Source organism: Subtercola sp. Z020 (genome assembly GCF_002931235.1).
Lineage (GTDB): Bacteria > Actinomycetota > Actinomycetes > Actinomycetales > Microbacteriaceae > Subtercola.
The window spans coordinates 1-16,187 of sequence record NZ_PSTT01000066.1; the positions used below are offsets into that span (position 1 = coordinate 1).

The window sequence follows — 16,187 nt, forward strand, 5'->3', positions numbered from 1 at the left end:
GACCTCCGTGGCCTGAAGAGATGTCAGATACCTCCACTAAGCCCCGGAGGTCCTCCTCAAATCAAGCCCCGACTGTCACCAACGTCATGGCCGAGTACAGCTAGGTGGCCTCGGAATCGTAGGGGGCGGCGGTCAGCGTCGGAGCTGCTGCTCCCACGGTGGCCGCCTGCTCAGCCGCCTCCCGCTCGGCGGACTTGCGCCCCGAGAGGTAGTCGGGTGCGGGCGTCGCGCCCGGTTCAGAAGACGGCACCGAGAGCGAGACGCCGGGGCCGTCGTCGAACCCCGGGTCGGCGGCCGGGCCTGCGGCCAGCGGGTCGAGCGGCGCATCCTTGTCGAGGTTGAGAGCGCCGGCCGAACCGGCGGCCGCCATCGCACCGGCCGCCATCGTCGAAGACGGCTTCACGGGAGACGGCGACGGGCTCTCGGCCGGGTCTTCGAGCAGCGCGTCGCGGATGATGCGGCGGGGGTCGTACTGCCGCGGGTCGAGCTTCTTCCACTCGACCTCGTCGAAGTCGGGGCCCATCTCCTCCTTCATGCGCGTCTTCGCGCCGTTGGTGAAGTCGCGCAACTGCCGCACGAACTTGGCCAGCACGGAGGCGTAGTGGGGCAGGCGCTCCGGGCCGATCACGAAAGCGGCGACGACCCCGATGATGATCAGCTTCTCGAACGTCAACCCGAACATGTGTACACCCTACTTGACGAAATGCCTCGCACCTCCAAATGCAGCCCGGATGGGTGAACGCTGCCTAAGCTGGCAGGCGGAGGTCATCACCCGTGTCGAAAGAGACCAACTGGAAGTACGCCGAAGACATCGTCACCGAGCCGGCTGTCATCGCCGACGCGCGTGCCCGCGCCGCTGAGGAGGGCATCGACTCGGTCAGTCCCGGTATCGGCGCACAGCTCGCGGTGCTCTCCGGCGCAGCCGCAGCCCGGTCGATCGTCGAGATCGGCACCGGGTTCGGCGTCTCCGGGCTCTGGATGTTCGCCGGCGCCCCGAGCGCCACCCTCACGTCGATCGACACCGAGGTCGACCGCCAGCAGGCAGCCCGTGCGGCGTTCACCGCTGCGGGCGTCGCGGCCAACCGCATCCGCCTCATCACCGGTCGCGCCCGAGACGTGCTGCCGCGGATGAACGAGGGATCGTACGACCTGGTGCTCGTCGACGCCGACCCCGAGTCCGTCATCGAGTACGTCGAGCACGGCCTCCGTCTCGTGCGGGTGGGCGGCACCGTCGTCGTGCCGCACGCCCTCTGGCGTGACCGGGTGGCCGATCCGGTGCAGCGGGACGACACCGTCGCCGACTTTCGAACCCTCATCGGCGAACTCTCCCAGTCGAGCGCCGTCATCACAGCGCTCTCCCCCATCGGTGACGGCCTGCTGCAGGTCACGAAGGTGCTGGGCTAGCGCGCGGCACCCTCGTACACAGAACCCGCTTCGAAGCCCGAGACAGAAGAAAGCCCCCGCCACCTGCAGAAGCAGGCGTGGCGGGGGCTTTCTTCGTTGGAGCGGAGCGGCTAGGCGGGAGCTACGACCCCGGCGAGCGCGTCGTGCAGCTCACGAGCCTCTGCGTCGTTGACGGAGACCACAAGCCTGCCCCCTCCTTCGAGAGGCACTCGAACGATGATCAGGCGTCCTTCTTTGACAGCCTCCATCGGTCCGTCTCCGGTCCTGGGTTTCATGGCGGCCATGCGGCATCCCCTTCCGTGGTGTCGTTCCTCTATTATCGTCCATCCGGCAGGTGTTCTCGAACCTCACGCTTCACAGGCGTCACACGGGCCTCGTCACGGTGGGGTCCAGTCCGACCCGTCGACGCCCCAGCAGAGCAGTAGCCAGCCCCACTGTGCCGCCAGGAAGACAACGACCATCGCGACGCGGTAGACGCGCGATTTCGGCAGCGCCACCACCCCGAGCAGCGGGAAGAGCGGCATCAGCAGACGGAACACACTCGACTGGGGAAAGAACACGGCCAGCAGGTACACCGTGTAGGCGATCACCCAGAAGCGCAGGTCGATCTGGATGCGCCGCACCCCGCGCGTGAGCATGAACAGCGCGAAGGCGACCACCAGCAGCACGACCACGACGGCGCCGGTGGGCGCACCGAGCCACCAGTTGCCGCCCTGGATCCACGAAGCGAACGGGACGAGGTGGCTGTAGCCGATGTAGGCCGCCCGCCAGGCGAGCTCGGTCTCGGTGTAGGCCTGCGAGTAGCCGGTCACCGCCCAGGCGATCCCCGTCCAGAGCAGGCCGACCACGATGCTGAAGGCGGTCAGCGCGACCGCCAGCACCCTCTCCCGCGCCGGGAACGGCTCCCTCTCCCTGATCCACCAGCGGTGCACGATGTGCAAGCCGAGCGCCAGGGCGAACGCGAGGCCGCTCGGCCGGGTGAACGACATGACCAGCACGACGGGGAACAGCCACACATACTGTCGTCGCACCAGCAGGTACAGGGCCACCATCAGCAGGAAAAGGTACATCGACTCGGCGTACGCGACCTGGAACATCGGCGACACCGGGGCGATGCAGAACAGCAGCACGGCGAACATCGCGGTGCCCTGCTGCAGCGTCAGTCGCATCAGCCGGTAGAACACCAGCGCCGCGCCCGCGCCGAACAACAGCGAGACCACCACCGTGAGGTATTCCCACGGCACCCCCGTCACCGTGGTGAGGCCCCGGATCAGAAACGGGTAGCCGGGCAGGAACGCCCAGGCGTTCTGCCCGATGTGACCGTCGGTGCCGAGCGGCAGCTGGCTGGGATAGCCCCAGTACGCGATGATCTTGTACCAGGTGCCGTCCCAGATGGAGGCGTAGTCGAAGTAGTTCGGTTGCGCACCCGTCCACGGGTTCTTGCCCTGAACGCTCGTCAGCACCAGCATCATGATCGTCGTCGCGCACCGCGCGGCCACGTAGATGAGCAGCACGGTCACCGACGACGACGACCACCACCGTCGCCAGCGCGGGAGGGGCGGGCTCTCGGGCTCCGCGAGGGTCGCGGTCACCGCGCCGTCGACAACCACAGGCGAAGCGCGTTCTCGCACGAGGTGATCTGCGAGAGCCGTACCCGCTCGTCGTCGGCGTGCGCCTTCATGGGGTCGCCCGGCCCGAAGTTCACCGAAGGAATGCCGAGGGCCGAGAACCGGGCGACATCCGTCCAGCCGTACTTGGGCTTCGCCTCGCCGCCGACAGCGGCCAGGAACTCCTGGGCGAGGGGAGCGTCGAGGCCGGGCCGCGCGCCCTCGGCGAGGTCGACCACCGTGATCTCGAAGTCACCGAACAGTTCGTGCATGTGCGCGATCGCCTCGTCGCCCGACCGGTTCGGCGCGAACCGGTAGTTGATGTGCACCATGGCCTCGTCGGGAATGACGTTGCCCGCGACTCCCCCGCTGATGCCGACGGCGTTCAGCCCCTCGCGGTAGACCAGGCCGTCGACCTCGACCTCCCGCGCCTCGTAGGCCGCGAGCGTGTCGAGAACCGGTGCGAGCTTGTGGATGGCGTTCGACCCCACCCAGCCCCGGGCCGAGTGCGAGCGCTTTCCGAAGGCCCGCACCTCGATCCGCAGGTTGCCGTTGCAGCCGCCCTCGATCTGGCTGTTCGAGGGCTCCCCGAGAATGGAGAAGTCTCCCACGAACAGGTCGGGCCGGTTCGCGGCGAGGCGGCCGAGGCCGTTGAGGGCCGCAGAGACCTCCTCGTGGTCGTACCACATCCAGGTGATGTCGACGCGAGGGTCGCTGAGTTCTGCGGCGAGCTTCAGCTGCACGGCCACGCCGGCCTTCATGTCCACCGTGCCCCGGCCCCAGAGGTACTCCTCACCGTCGACCGTCTCGAACCGGCTCGGTACGTTGTCGTTCTCGGGCACCACGTCGATGTGACCGGCGATCACCACGCGCTGCGGGCGCCCCAGGGTGGTGCGGGCCACCACCGTGTCACCGTCGCGGATGATCTCGAGGTGCCGGGCATCCGCGAGGCTGGCGACGATCGCGTCGGCGAGCGGCCCCTCGTCGCCCGACACCGAGTGGATGTCGACGAGCTGGCGGGTGAGCTCGATCGACGAGGCCCCCAGGTCGAGCGGGATGATCGTGGCGAGAGGCTCCGGCATGCGATCAGTTTATGGGAGCCGCTGGTCTCCCGCTGTGAGCCGCCGATCGCCCGCCGAAGTCACCCAACCGCAGACCGCCGCTACCCTTGAGCCATGACCTCGAACGACTCCCTGCCGACCCACGCCTGGGGCCATGGCCTCGCCACGATCGCCGCCGACGGCACCGTACTCGACACCTGGTACCCGGCACCCCGGCTCGGCACGCTCACTGAAGCAGGGGCGGAGGGCGAGGTGCCCGCCGAGCTCGCGAACGAGGCGGCTCCGGATGCCCGGCGGAACGTGCGCACTGAGGTCGTCACGACGCAGATCGCCCTGGCCGACCCGCCAGCGTCGACCTCCGACGCGTACCTCCGGCTGCACCTGCTCTCGCACCTGCTCGTGGCTCCGAACACGCTGAACCTCGACGGTCTCTTCGGCCACCTGCCGATCACGGTGTGGACGAACGCCGGCCCGGTGCTGCCCGCCGACTTCGACCGGCTGCGACCCTCACTGCAGCGACACGGCATCGCCGCCCACGGCATCGACAAGTTCCCGCGCCTGCTCGACTACGTGAGCCCCGACCGGGTACGCATCGCCGACGCCTCGCGCGTGCGCCTCGGTGCCCACCTCGCTCCGGGTACCACGGTGATGCACGAGGGGTTCGTGAACTTCAATGCCGGAACCCTCGGCGCCTCGATGGTCGAAGGCCGCATCTCGCAGGGCGTCGTGGTCGGTGACGGGTCGGATGTCGGGGGCGGGGCATCCATCATGGGCACGCTGTCCGGCGGCGGAACCCAGCGCGTCTCGATCGGAGAGCGAGCCCTGCTGGGCGCGAACTCGGGGATCGGAATCTCGATCGGTGACGACAGCGTCGTCGAGGCGGGGCTCTACGTCACGGCGGGCACGAAGGTGTACCTCGTGGGCGCCGCCGCCCGCCCCGACGGGAGCACGCCGAGCGTGAAGGCCGTGGAGCTCTCGGGCCGCGCGAACCTGCTCTTCCGCCGCAACTCCCTCACGGGCGCGGTCGAGGCGGTGCCCCGCGCCGGCGCCGGCGTCACCCTCAACGACACCCTGCACGCCTGACCCCGACCGCGAGACCGACAGGTGCGGGCGAGACCGAAACGCAGACATGTCGGTCTCACCCGCAGCTGTCGGTCTCACCGAGGCAGGCAGGCGGGGGTCAGCGGTCAGCGGGCCACTGGCGCTCGGGGCTGCCCAGGTAGAGCTGCTGCGGGCGGCCGATCTTGGTGGCCGGGTCGGTCTGCATCTCGCGCCAGTGTGCGATCCAGCCGGGCAGCCGGCCGATCGCGAAGAGCACCGTGAACATGCGCGTCGGGAAGCCCATCGCCTTGTAGATGACGCCCGTGTAGAAGTCGACGTTCGGGTACAGGCGACGGCTGATGAAGTAGTCGTCGGCCAGCGCGATCGCCTCGAGCTCCTTGGCGATGTCGAGCAGGTCGTCTTTCACCCCGAGGGCGGCCAGAACCTCGTCGGCCGCCTCCTTCACGAGCTTCGCGCGCGGGTCGTAGTTCTTGTAGACGCGGTGCCCGAAGCCCATGAGACGGATGCCCGCCTCCTTGTTCTTCACCCGCTCGACGAACTTCTCCACACCCTCACCCGAGTCGCGGATCTGCGCGAGCATGGTGAGCACGGCCTCGTTCGCGCCGCCGTGCAGCGGACCGTAGAGCGCGTTGATGCCCGCGGAGATTGAGGCGAACATGTTCGCCTCCGTCGACCCGACGAGCCGCACGGTCGACGTCGACGCGTTCTGCTCGTGGTCTTCGTGCAGGATGAGCAGCCGCTCCAGCGCCTTCGACAGCACCGGGTCGATCTCGTAGGGCTCGGCCATCGTGCCGAAGTTCAGCCGCAGGAAGTTGTCGATGAAGCTGAGCGAGTTGTCGGGGTAGAGGAACGCCTGCCCGAGGCTCTTCTTGTGCGCGTACGCCGCCATCACCGGCAGCTTCGCCAGCAGACGGATGGTCGAGATCTCGACGTGCTCGGGGTTCCGCGGGTCGAGCGAGTCCTGGTAGTAGGTCGACAGCGCCGAGATGCCGGCCGAGAGCACCGACATCGGGTGGGCGTTGTGCGGCAGCGCGTCGAAGAAGCGCTTCAGGTCTTCGTGCAGCAGAGTGTGGTGGCGGATCTCGGTGTCGAACTTCTCGAGCTGGTCGGCCGTCGGCAGCTCGCCGTAGATCAGCAGCCAGGCCGTCTCGAGGTAGGTCGAGTTCTCGGCGATCTGGTCGATCGGGTACCCGCGGTAGCGCAGGATGCCCTTGTCACCGTCGATGTAGGTGATGTTCGACCGGGTGGCCGACGTGTTGACGAAGCCGTAGTCGAGAGTGGTCAGGCCGGTCTGCTTGGTGAAGGTCGAGATGTCGACCGCCGACGCGCCGTCGACGCTCTTCAGGATCGGGAACTCAGCGGTGCCACCGGGAAAGCTGAGGGTCGCCTTCTGCTCGATGTCGGCAGTCGAATCGGTGCCTGCAGCCTGATCGGTGTCGCCCACGGCGCCTCCTCGAGATTCGTGTTTACCTTCTCAGCCTAAAGCACGGCGGGAGCGCAACCGTTCGGCGGCCGCAGCGATACGCTCGTCGGTCGCCGTCAGCGAGAACCGCACGTGGCGGGTGAAGTGGTCGCCGTAGAAGGGCCCCGGCCCGGCCAGAATGCCGAGCCCTGCGAGGTCTTCGATGCTCTGCCACGCATCCCGCCCCTCCGTCGCCCAGAGGTAGAGCCCCGCCTCGCTGCGGTCGATGCGAAAGCCGTACTGCTCGAGCGCCGGCTTCAGGATGCCGCGGCGAACCCGGTAGCGCTCCTTCTGCTCGTCGACGTGTTCGTCGTCGCCGAGCGCGGTCACCATCACCCTCTGCACGGGCGCGGGCGGCATCATGCCGGTGTGCTTCCGCACGGTGAGCAGACGCGCGATGAGCACCTCGTCGCCCGCCACGAAGGCGGCACGGTAGCCGGCGAGGTTCGACTGCTTGCTGAGCGAGTAGACCGCGAGCACACCCGACGTGTCGGGGACTCCGCCGTCGAGGCCCACGACACGGGGGTCGAGGATGCTCGGCACACGCTGGTCGGCCCACTCCCCCTCCCAGCCCAGCTCGGCGTAGCACTCGTCGTTCGCGATGACAGCGCCGAGCTCACGGGCGCGGGCCACCGCGCGGGCGAGGCCCGCGACATCCAGAACCGCCCCGTCGGGGTTGCCCGGCGAATTCAGCCAGACCAGCTTCGTCTCGGCCGGCCAGTCTGCCGGGTCGTCGGCGGCCACGGAGCGTGCACCGGCGATCGTCGCACCGATCTCGTAGGTCGGGTACGCGGCCCGCGGATGCACGACGACATCGCCCTCGCCGAGACCGAGCATGAAGGGCAGCCAGGCGACGAGCTCCTTCGAGCCGATGGTCGGCAGCACCTGGGCGGGGCTCAGGCCGGCGACACCGCGCCGGCGGGCGAACCACGACGCGATCGCGTTCTGCAGCTCGGGGGTGCCGGCCGTCGCAGGGTAGGAGTGGGCATCCGTCGCCGCGGCGAGCGCCTCACGCAGCACCGGCGGCGTGGGGTCGACCGGTGACCCGATGGAGAGGTCGACGATGCCGCCCGGGTGCGCCCTCGCCGTGTCGGCGAAGGGCGTCATCGCATCCCACGGGTAGTCGGGGAGGGAGCCGAGGGCCACCGGTCAGGCGTGCGTCGCCTGCGGCGGGAGGGCCGAGATGACGGGGTGGTCCTTCGCGATGACGCCGACCTTGGCCGCACCACCCGGCGAGCCGATGTCGGTGAAGAACTCGACGTTCGCCTTGTAGTAGTCGGCCCACTCTTCGGGCAGGTCGTCTTCGTAGTAGATGGCCTCGACGGGGCACACCGGCTCGCACGCACCGCAGTCGACGCATTCGTCGGGGTGGATGTAGAGCGACCGTTCACCTTCGTAGATGCAGTCGACGGGGCACTCGTCGATGCACGCGCGGTCTTTGACGTCGACACACGGCAGAGCGATGACATAGGTCACGGTGGTGAGATCCTTCCGAAACGAGCAGCTTCCATTCTAACGGCGGCGGAGCTTCGGCCAGGCCAGCACGATGATCGCCACCACGGTGGGCGCGAACGTCCACGTGTAGCCGTAACCGTGCTCGTCGGCCGGCACGAGGATGGAGCCGCCGGGGCTCGGCAGCGTGAGCACGGCGACGATGCCGACGAGGCCGAGTGCCGCCAGGAACGCGAGCAGGCGGGTCGGCAGGATGAGCCGGAGGCCCACGAGGAGGAAGACGACGGAGGCGATCGCGAGAATGAGACCGATCGGCAGGTCGAACAGGCCGAAGAAGCTGACGGTCGACTGGTGCACGACCGTTCCGAGCATGCCGAAGACGACGCCGAGCAGCAGCCCGATGATCCAGCTGGCGACCCGCACGACGAGCGATTCGCCGACCGGCTGCTCGGCGAGCTGGTCGGGCACTCCGGGCTGGTCGGGCCCTGTGGCCTGGTCGGGCCCTGTGGCCTGGTCGGGCCCTCCGGTCGGCGTGGGTGCCGGCGCCTCGGGAGCGTGGGTGTCTGACATCACAATCGCCTTTCGTTGTGGGCACCAATGTACGCAACCAACCTGAACGCTGTTAGCGTTGCACAGGACGAAGGCGTCGTGTTCCATCAGCACCCCGATCACCGACGGAGTCCGTTCGTGCACCACCATTCCCTCTCCACCCGGTCGCGACGCGCGCTCGGCGGGGCGGCCGTCGCGCTGGTGCTGGTGCCCGTGCTCGCGCTGTCGGGGTGCGCCTCGAGTCCCGGCGAGGCCGCCGCTGCGGCAGCCGCCAAACCGCTCAGCCAGGCCGCCTTCATCACGCGCCAGCTGGGCCTTTCGTCGGCCGACTTCGGGGCCTACCTGCACCAGCAGTCGGTGCGCCTCACGGCCGGCACGAGCGACTTCGTGGCGGCCTACGAGGCGGGAGACGACGAGTTGGCGCGGGCGCTGTACGCCCCCACGCGCTCCTTCTACAACAGGATGCTGGCGGCAGCGCCCTCGTTCGCTGAACTGGATGCCGCCCTCGACGGGCCGGGCACCGGCTGGCACGCGGCCGAGGCCGACCTGTTCGGCGGAGCATCCGGAGTCGACCGCAGCGCGGTGGGGGCGGCTCTGAACGCCGACACCGCTGCGCTGGAACGTGCCGTGGCCGGTCTCCGCCCCTCGGTCGACGAGCAGGCGGCCGGTGTGGCCGCGCTGATGGCCGGGCGTGCCACGGCGGCGGCCTCAGGCTCCGCAGAGCCCGCTTCACACACCGATCTCTACGACCTCCAGGCCCATGTCGACAGTTCGCGGGAGGTGTTCTCCGGGCTCCGACCCATTCTCGTCACCGAGAACGCTGCCCTCGCGACGACGCTCGACCACCGGTTCGACGCAGTCGAAGCTGAACTGAACACGCTGCGCACCGGCGTGGCGTTCCCCGGCTTCGACACGCTCGACGAGGCCCAGCGGGCGTCGTTGGCCTCGGCGGTCGCCGACCTCACCGAGTCGCTCGGCGAGGTGCCGGGCACGCTGACTGACTGAGCGGTTGGCCTGAGTGGTCCGCTTGAACAGCCGCCCGCCCCCAGCGCGGCGCACCGCCCCGTTACTCGAACAGCGCCTTGCCGAAATAATCACCGGCGGCGGAGAGGCCCGGCGGCACGGCGAAGACGCCCGATCCGACGTGGCGGATGTACTCGTTCAGCCGGTCCATGCGCCCGAGCTTCTGCTGCAGCGCGATGAACTGCTGCGGATCGCGCTGGTAGCTGATGAACATCAGTCCGGCATCCAGTCGCCCCACACTGTCGATGCCATCGGTGAAGTTGTAGCCCCGACGGAGGATCTTGGTGCCGTTGTTGTTCTCGTGCGCAGCCAGTGCCACGTGTGCATTCGCCGGGATGACGGGGTTGCCGTCGGCGCCCGTCGCGGCGAAATCGGGGGTGTCGAACTCGGCCGTGCCGGTCAGCGGCGCGCCCTCCAGCTTGGTGCGCCCGAAGACCGCGTGCTGGTCGCCGATGTAGTCGGTGTCCCACGTCTCGATCAGCATGTGGATCTTGCGGGCCACGAGGTAGCTGCCGCCGGTCATCCACTGCTGGTCGCTGTCTGCGCCGACCCACACCTGCTGGGCGAAGTCGTCGTCGCTCACGATGTTGCGGGTTCCGTCTTTGAAGCCCATCAGGTTGCGGGGCGTGGCCTGGTCTGCGCTTCTGGATGCCCGGCCGAAGCCCTGCACGGTCCACCGGGTGGTGGCCGTGGTACGGGCCATGCGCGCGAGGTTGCGGATCGCGTGGTACGCCACCTGCGGATCGCTCGCGCAGGCCTGCACGCAGATGTCGCCTCCCGTGAACTGCGGGGTCAGCGCGTCGCTCGCGAAGGCCGGCAGGTCGTTCAGCGCAGCCGGCTTGTACTTCGCCCAGCCGAACCGGCCGTCGAACATCGACGGCGCGAAGCCGACCGTCACGGTCAGCTGGTTCGCGCCCATGCCCTCTGCCTCGCCGGTGTCGCCCGGCACCGCGAGCTCGCGCTCGGGCTCGACGGCTCCGACCGCGAGGCCCGACGTGTACTGCGCGATCGCTGCCGACCACTTGGCGAGCATCACCTGCAGTTCGCTGGCCGACGTGGTGGTCACGTCGAAGACCATGAACACGAGGTGGTCCTGAGGAGGTGTGCGGATGCCCGCCTGGTGCTCCCCGTAGAACGCATACGTCTCATCGGCGGGGGTCGATGACCCGGGCTGGCCCGACGCCGGGGCGCCGGCGACGGCCTGGCCGGTCAGCCCGGTGGTCGTGACGCCGATCGCGGCGCCGGCCGCAGCGCTGGCGACGGCGCCGCCGAAGAACGCACGGCGGGAGATGCCGCCGCGGGTTCCCTGGTCGTCTTTCCCGGTCGCTGCGCCGTTCTCGCGGGCTTCGCCGTTATCACGGCCTGCGCCGTTCTCGCGGGCTTCGTGTTCGCGGGCTTCGTGTTCGCGGGCCACTTAGGCGGTCGCCACCTTTTCACTGATCTGGGCCAGCGGCGCCTGCAGTGCCTGGATGGCCTGGGTCAGCTTCGGCGCGTCAGAGGTACGGAGCGCTTCGTCGTACAGCTTGTAGCCGCCGGGCGCTGCGCTGTCTTTGTACGTCGCGAGCATGGCGTCGACCGACGTGAACTCGGCGCTGATCGACGAGGTGAGGTCGGGGTCGATCGTGGTGAGGGCGGGCTTCAGGAATTCGAACGCCTGCTCGGAGCCTTCGACGTTCGCCACGAAGTCGACGAGGTCGATGTGGCTGTACGCCTCCTCCTCGCCGGTGATCTTCGAGCTCTGCACCTCTTCGAGCAGGCTCGAGGCGCCGTTCGCGAGCTCCTCGGGCTTGTAGGTCAGGCCGGTCGTGAGGGTCTGCAGCTGGGCGATGTCGGCGACCAGCTTCGTGCTGAGGGCCTTCGTGGAGTCGGTGATCGCACCGGTCTCGAAGATGTCCTTCTCGATGGGGTGGAATCCGGTCCATTCGGTGCCCGGCTCGACGTCGGCGACGCGGGCGTCGATCTCGGGGTCGAGGTCGGCGAAGCTCTCGGCGACGGGCTCGATGCGCTCGTAGAACGGGCGCGCAGCGGCGTAGGCGGCCTGGGCCGCGGTCACGTCACCGGCCTGCACCGCGGCATCCAGAGTCGCGACGGCATCGACCAGGTTCGAGGCCTGGCCCTCGACGTAGGTGCCGTACCCGACGGTGCCCTCTGCGAGCTGGCCCTGCACGTCACTCGGAGCCGTCGTCGCGTCGCCGATCACGGTGAAGTCGCTGTTCTCGGTCGTGGCGCCCGGGCAGTTGAGCTGGTACGTCCCGCCGGTCAGGGTGACGGTGAAAGAGGAGGCCTGCAGACCGGCGACGATGTTCTCGCGCTCGCCCAGAATGCGCTTGTCGCTCATCAGCTCGACCTCGCTGAGGCCGGCGGCGTCGGTGTTCGTGATCTCGAACGTCACCGGGCCCGACGGGGCGCTGGAGTAGTCCGTCGTGCAGTCGTTGCCCGTCAGCGTGACCTTCACCTGGGCGGCTCCGTTCGAGACGGGCGCGGCTCCGTCGGCCGCGGCCGTGGTGCTGCCGGCCGTGGAGGCGGGGCTCGAGCAGCCGGCGAGCAGCATGCTCGCTGCGGCAAGGCCGGTGAGTGCGAAGAGGGTCGCGCGGCTGCGGGCCGGGCTGGTGCGTGACGGGGTCATCTGGGAAGGGCTCCTTCTGGTTCTGCGGATGCTGCGGGCGCTCGGCTGTCGGGATGTCAGCGGTGCGCGGGAACGGGTTCGGGGTCGGGGGTCGCGGTTGCCGTGGTGGTGGTGGGCGCGGCAGTCGTGGCCGTCGTGGCGGGTTCGGCTGTCGCCCCGTTGGGTGCGGCGGGGGTGGGCCCGGCCGGGGTGCCCCGACGGGCGGAGCGGAGGCCACGGGCTCCGAACGCCGTGAGCACGACGGCCGCGATCGCCAGCGCGAGCGGCAGGTAGATACGGAAGAGTGCCGCCTCTTCGGCCGCCGACCGCGCTTCGAGCAGGGCTCCGGCCACGAGGTCGCTCTGCGCGGCATCCAGAGCCCACGACAGCGACTCGGGAGCGGTGTCGCCGCCGCTCACGGTGACTGTGCGGTCAGCGGTGAGGCCGCCACCCGAGATCGTGAGGGTCGTGATCGACTCGCTCGTGGCGTCGAGCAGAGTGTCGCCGACCGCCCAGACGCGCTGGTTCAGGGTGACCTGCCAGACCGCGTCGAACGGGCCGGGGTTCTGGGTGCGGTTGACGCCGACCGGGGTGCGGCCGCCGTTCAGCACCGCGATCTCGTCGAGCGAGACGGTGGAGGGAAGGCCCGTCGGGTCGGTCTGCGTCTGCACGGACCAGGCACGGGCATCCAGACCCTCATGCGTCTCTGTGGTGGCCGCCGCGTCGTCGAGCGCCGTCGTCACCCGCTGATTCAGAACCCTCGAGCTGAGGGTGAAGCCGGTCGGGGTCGCGACGAGCTCTGTGGTACCGATCTGGCGGCCGTCTGCGGCGGTGATCGCGCTGGGGCCGGCGGGCAGGGATGCTGCGCCCGCAGCCGGCACGGCGACGAGCAGCACGACGGCTGAGACGACGGCAGCGGCTGCGAGCCCGAACTGCACCCGGTAGGCACGCACGCCCGGCCGCAGGGAGTTCGGCCACAGCACGAAGAGCAGCACCGGGACGAGGTAGAGCAGCCAGCCGAGCACCTCGATCACGCGGGGATCGGCCGGGATGCCGAGCACTCCCGTGACGAGCGCCGCCTGCACCGAGCCGGCCGGCGCGAGCCACGAGAGGTCGACCGTCGTGGCCTGGCCGATGACGATCCAGCCGGCCTCGTGGGCGGTGCGGAGGGCGCTCATGACGAGGCCCGCGGCGACGAAGACGAGAAAGACGCCCGTGATGGTGAAGAACCGGCCGAGGTTCAGGCGCACGCCGCCGCGGTAGATGGCGTAGCCGATCAGCACGGCGAGCAGCAGGCCGATCACGGCGCCGGCCCCGGCGATGAGGGGGCTGACCGACGACTGGAACGCGGCGAGCAGGAAGACGCTGGTCTCGAATCCCTCGCGGAGCACGGCGAGGAACGCCATCAGGGCGAGCGCGGCGACCGAGCCGCGGGCGAGAGCGTCGCCAGCGACCTCTTCGAGCTCGTGGCGCATGTTGCGGGCGTGCTTCGACATCCAGACGATCATCACGGTGACCATGACGACGGCCACGGCGCCGATGATCGACTCCATGCCTTCCTGTTCGGCCTGCGGGAGGGCGACAGAGATGGCCTCGAGCAGCACGCCGACGCCGATGCTGAGCGCGATGGCGGCGATGACGCCGACCCACATCGACTTGAGGGAGTGGCCGTTGCGCTTCAGGAAAGCAGCGATGATGCCGACGATCAACGCAGCCTCGAGGCCCTCGCGAAGGCCGATGACGAACGTTGCTAGCACGGGGGGATGCTCCAGGTGGGGGTGCTCGCCGGGCGGCAGAACGAAGGTAAGCCTACACTTAGTTAGGGTGACCTGCCCGGTCTTTTTCTGTGGACTTCTCCTCCCCCGCTGCGTATTCGGCCCGTTCTCCACAGGGTGCCGCGAGGCGCCCCGGGATGTCTGCGGCAGCGGCGACAATGGATGCTGTGTACGTCATCATCTCCGGAACAACCGCCGGCCTCGCCACCCTCACGTCGCTCGACGACAGCGGCGTGGCCGACCCCGACGAGCCGCCGCAGCTCCTTGCGGGCGGCGACCTCGTCGAGGCCGTCGAGGCGCTGGAGCTCGAGAACCCGCGGTGGGTGTGGGCCGACACGGCGACCCACTACGGCTGGCTGCTCGCGCGCGGGGTGCGGGTCGACCGGTGCCACGACCTGCGGTTGACGCGGGCGATCCTGCGGGGGTCGGCTCTGTCGGCGGGGTCGGCACTGGCTGCGTCGCCGCGGGGCGAGTGGGATGGGCCGGCGCCTTCGCTTGGCTCTGATGCTTCCGCCTCCGCTTCCGTCGATGGGCAGCAGAGCGGTCCCGTGCCATTCGAGTTCGACGCGTCGGTGGCGACGCGAACCACCGGCGATCCGGGCGCTGACGCTGCCGCCGAACAGGAGGCCCTCGCAGAACGCACCGTCGCCGAGCTCGCCCTGCAGCTCGACGCCATCCGCAGCGCCACCGAGCCCAACCGGCTGCGGTTGCTGGTCGCTGCGGAGTCGGCCGGCGCCCTCGTCGCCGCCGAGATGTCGCACGCTGGGCTGCCGTGGCGCGAAGACCTGCACGACCAGCTGCTCACCGAACTGCTCGGGCCGCGGGTGGCGGCGGGGCAGCGTCCGGCGCGGCTCGATGAGCTCGCGGGCGCCATCCGACGCGCCCTCGATGCGCCCCGGCTGAACCCCGACTCCCCCCAGGAGCTGCTGCGCGCCCTGCAGGGGGCCGGGCTCGGCGTCACGACCACCCGGTCGTGGGAGTTGAAAGGCGTCGATCATCCCGTCGTCGCCCCCCTTCTCGAATACAAGAAGCTCGTTCGCCTGCTGACGGCCAACGGATGGTCGTGGATGGAGTCCTGGGTCACCGACGGCCGCTTCTTCCCCGACTACGTGCCGGGCGGGGTGGTGTCGGGGCGCTGGGCGACGCGCGGCGGCGGGGCCCTGCAGCTGCCGAAGCAGGTTCGCCGGGCGGTCACCGCCGACGACGGCTGGAGCCTGGTCGTCGCCGATGCCGCCCAGCTCGAGCCGCGCATCCTCGCCGGAATCTCGGCCGACACCGTGATGGCGGAGGCCGGCCGCGGCACCGACCTCTATGCCGGCATCGTCTCGAGCGGCGCCGTGCAGACGCGCGCCGAAGCCAAGGTCGCCATGCTCGGGGCGATGTACGGCGCCACCTCGGGCGAAAGCGGGCGCCTGCTCCCGCGGCTGGCCCGCGCCTTCCCGACCGCGCTCGCCTACGTCGAGAACGCCGCACGGGCCGGCGAGCGGGGCGAGGCCGTCACATCGCGCCTCGGCCGCAGCGCGCCGCGCCCCGGCGAGCAGTGGTTCGAGCTGCAGGCTGCGGCCCGCGAGGGCACCCCCGACGAGCGCCTCCAGCAGCAGGCGCGCCGCGAGGCCCGCGACTGGGGCCGCTTCACCCGCAACTTCGTCGTGCAGGCCAGCGCCGCCGACTGGGCCCTCTGCTGGCTGGCCGACCTCCGCCGCCGCCTAGCCGCGCTGGCCCCCGCCGACCCCGACGTCGACGCGCTCGACGTCGCCGCCCTCCACGACGGCGGCGGCGCCCTGAATGACGACGGCAGCGCCCTCGACAGCGGCGCCGTCCGTGCTGCGCCAGACGACGACGCCTACGCCTATGGCCCGCGCACCGCCACCGCCACCGCCACGCCACGACCCGAGAGCGGAGACGCACTCCCAAGCGCCGCCACTGCGGAGGCCGCAGCCCCCGCACCCACGACCGCCAGCGCCGAGGCCACCGCAGGTGCCGACGGCGCCGCCGACCTCTCGCCGGCAGACCGGGAAACCGCCCGCATCGCGGCCATCGAGGCGGAGATCGCCGAGCGCGAGCGCCGCAAGGCAGCCGACTCCCCCTTCAAGGCGGCCGACCCCGTCGCCGCCATGGCCGCCCGCCTAGCCGAACTGCAGTCCGCCGGTCGGAGCGTCCGACCAATCACCACCCCCACCCCGTCGC

The 16,187-nt window shown here is 70.0% G+C and carries 15 protein-coding genes; 4 read left to right on the forward strand and 11 right to left on the reverse strand.

Annotation, left to right across the window (positions count from 1 at the left end; all coding sequences use genetic code 11):
• Positions 1-100 precede the first annotated feature (100 nt).
• A complete protein-coding gene (locus C5B96_RS18110) occupies positions 101-682 on the reverse strand; it encodes a hypothetical protein (protein ID WP_369826458.1) in 582 nt (193 codons plus the stop codon).
• A gap of 92 nt (positions 683-774) precedes the next feature.
• Here C5B96_RS18110 and C5B96_RS08360 point away from each other — a divergent pair, with 92 nt between their 5' ends.
• Positions 775-1,404 (forward strand): O-methyltransferase, encoded by a 630-nt coding sequence (locus tag C5B96_RS08360; protein ID WP_104244819.1) that lies wholly within the window; start codon positions 775-777, stop codon positions 1,402-1,404.
• Between the two features lie 110 nt (positions 1,405-1,514).
• On the opposite strand, the gene C5B96_RS08365 is transcribed toward C5B96_RS08360, so the two are convergent.
• From C5B96_RS08365 to dapE, 3 genes are all read right to left on the reverse strand, one after another.
• Positions 1,515-1,688 carry a DUF3117 domain-containing protein gene (locus tag C5B96_RS08365; protein WP_104244821.1) on the reverse strand — a complete coding sequence of 58 codons (174 nt, stop codon included), beginning with the start codon at positions 1,686-1,688 and terminating at the stop codon, positions 1,515-1,517.
• A 93-nt stretch (positions 1,689-1,781) separates the two neighbouring features.
• On the reverse strand, positions 1,782-3,014 hold the full coding sequence (locus tag C5B96_RS08370; protein ID WP_233189089.1) for a hypothetical protein: 1,233 nt from the start codon (positions 3,012-3,014) through the stop codon (positions 1,782-1,784).
• A complete protein-coding gene (dapE, locus tag C5B96_RS08375) occupies positions 2,993-4,093 on the reverse strand; it encodes a succinyl-diaminopimelate desuccinylase (protein WP_104244823.1) in 1,101 nt (366 codons plus the stop codon). Before dapE ends, C5B96_RS08370 begins: the two co-directional genes overlap by 22 nt.
• A gap of 93 nt (positions 4,094-4,186) precedes the next feature.
• Here dapE and dapD point away from each other — a divergent pair, with 93 nt between their 5' ends.
• Positions 4,187-5,155 (forward strand): 2,3,4,5-tetrahydropyridine-2,6-dicarboxylate N-succinyltransferase, encoded by a 969-nt coding sequence (dapD, locus tag C5B96_RS08380; RefSeq protein WP_104244825.1) that lies wholly within the window; start codon positions 4,187-4,189, stop codon positions 5,153-5,155.
• A gap of 97 nt (positions 5,156-5,252) precedes the next feature.
• On the opposite strand, the gene C5B96_RS08385 is transcribed toward dapD, so the two are convergent.
• The 4 genes from C5B96_RS08385 to C5B96_RS08400 are packed head-to-tail and all read right to left on the reverse strand — an operon-like array spanning position 5,253 to position 8,618.
• Entirely contained in the window at positions 5,253-6,578 is a 1,326-nt protein-coding gene (locus C5B96_RS08385) for a citrate synthase (RefSeq protein WP_199176599.1), read from the reverse strand.
• A gap of 30 nt (positions 6,579-6,608) precedes the next feature.
• The gene (gene dapC, locus C5B96_RS08390; protein WP_104244827.1) at positions 6,609-7,742 is read right to left on the reverse strand and encodes a succinyldiaminopimelate transaminase; all 1,134 of its coding nucleotides are present in this window, start codon (positions 7,740-7,742) and stop codon (positions 6,609-6,611) included.
• A gap of 3 nt (positions 7,743-7,745) precedes the next feature.
• On the reverse strand, positions 7,746-8,072 hold the full coding sequence (gene fdxA / locus C5B96_RS08395) for a ferredoxin (RefSeq protein WP_104244829.1): 327 nt from the start codon (positions 8,070-8,072) through the stop codon (positions 7,746-7,748).
• A 36-nt stretch (positions 8,073-8,108) separates the two neighbouring features.
• Positions 8,109-8,618: a hypothetical protein gene (locus C5B96_RS08400; protein WP_104244831.1), complete on the reverse strand. Its 510-nt coding sequence runs from the start codon at positions 8,616-8,618 to the stop codon at positions 8,109-8,111.
• Positions 8,619-8,735: 117 nt separating this feature from the next.
• Here C5B96_RS08400 and C5B96_RS08405 point away from each other — a divergent pair, with 117 nt between their 5' ends.
• On the forward strand, positions 8,736-9,602 hold the full coding sequence (locus C5B96_RS08405) for an EfeM/EfeO family lipoprotein (protein ID WP_158507143.1): 867 nt from the start codon (positions 8,736-8,738) through the stop codon (positions 9,600-9,602).
• 61 nt (positions 9,603-9,663) lie between these two features.
• Here the strand turns inward: C5B96_RS08405 and efeB are convergent, their stop codons facing one another.
• The 3 genes from efeB to efeU are packed head-to-tail and all read right to left on the reverse strand — an operon-like array spanning position 9,664 to position 13,982.
• A complete protein-coding gene (gene efeB / locus C5B96_RS08410) occupies positions 9,664-11,034 on the reverse strand; it encodes an iron uptake transporter deferrochelatase/peroxidase subunit (protein ID WP_233189090.1) in 1,371 nt (456 codons plus the stop codon).
• Positions 11,035-12,246, reverse strand: coding sequence for an iron uptake system protein EfeO (gene efeO, locus C5B96_RS08415; protein ID WP_104244835.1), 1,212 nt, complete (start codon positions 12,244-12,246; stop codon positions 11,035-11,037).
• Between the two features lie 56 nt (positions 12,247-12,302).
• Positions 12,303-13,982 (reverse strand): iron uptake transporter permease EfeU, encoded by a 1,680-nt coding sequence (gene efeU, locus C5B96_RS17580; RefSeq protein ID WP_199176600.1) that lies wholly within the window; start codon positions 13,980-13,982, stop codon positions 12,303-12,305.
• Between the two features lie 155 nt (positions 13,983-14,137).
• Between efeU and C5B96_RS08425 the strand changes: the two genes are divergently transcribed.
• The coding region (locus C5B96_RS08425) for a bifunctional 3'-5' exonuclease/DNA polymerase (protein WP_233189091.1) at positions 14,138-16,187 on the forward strand (2,050 nt) is incomplete at its 3' end.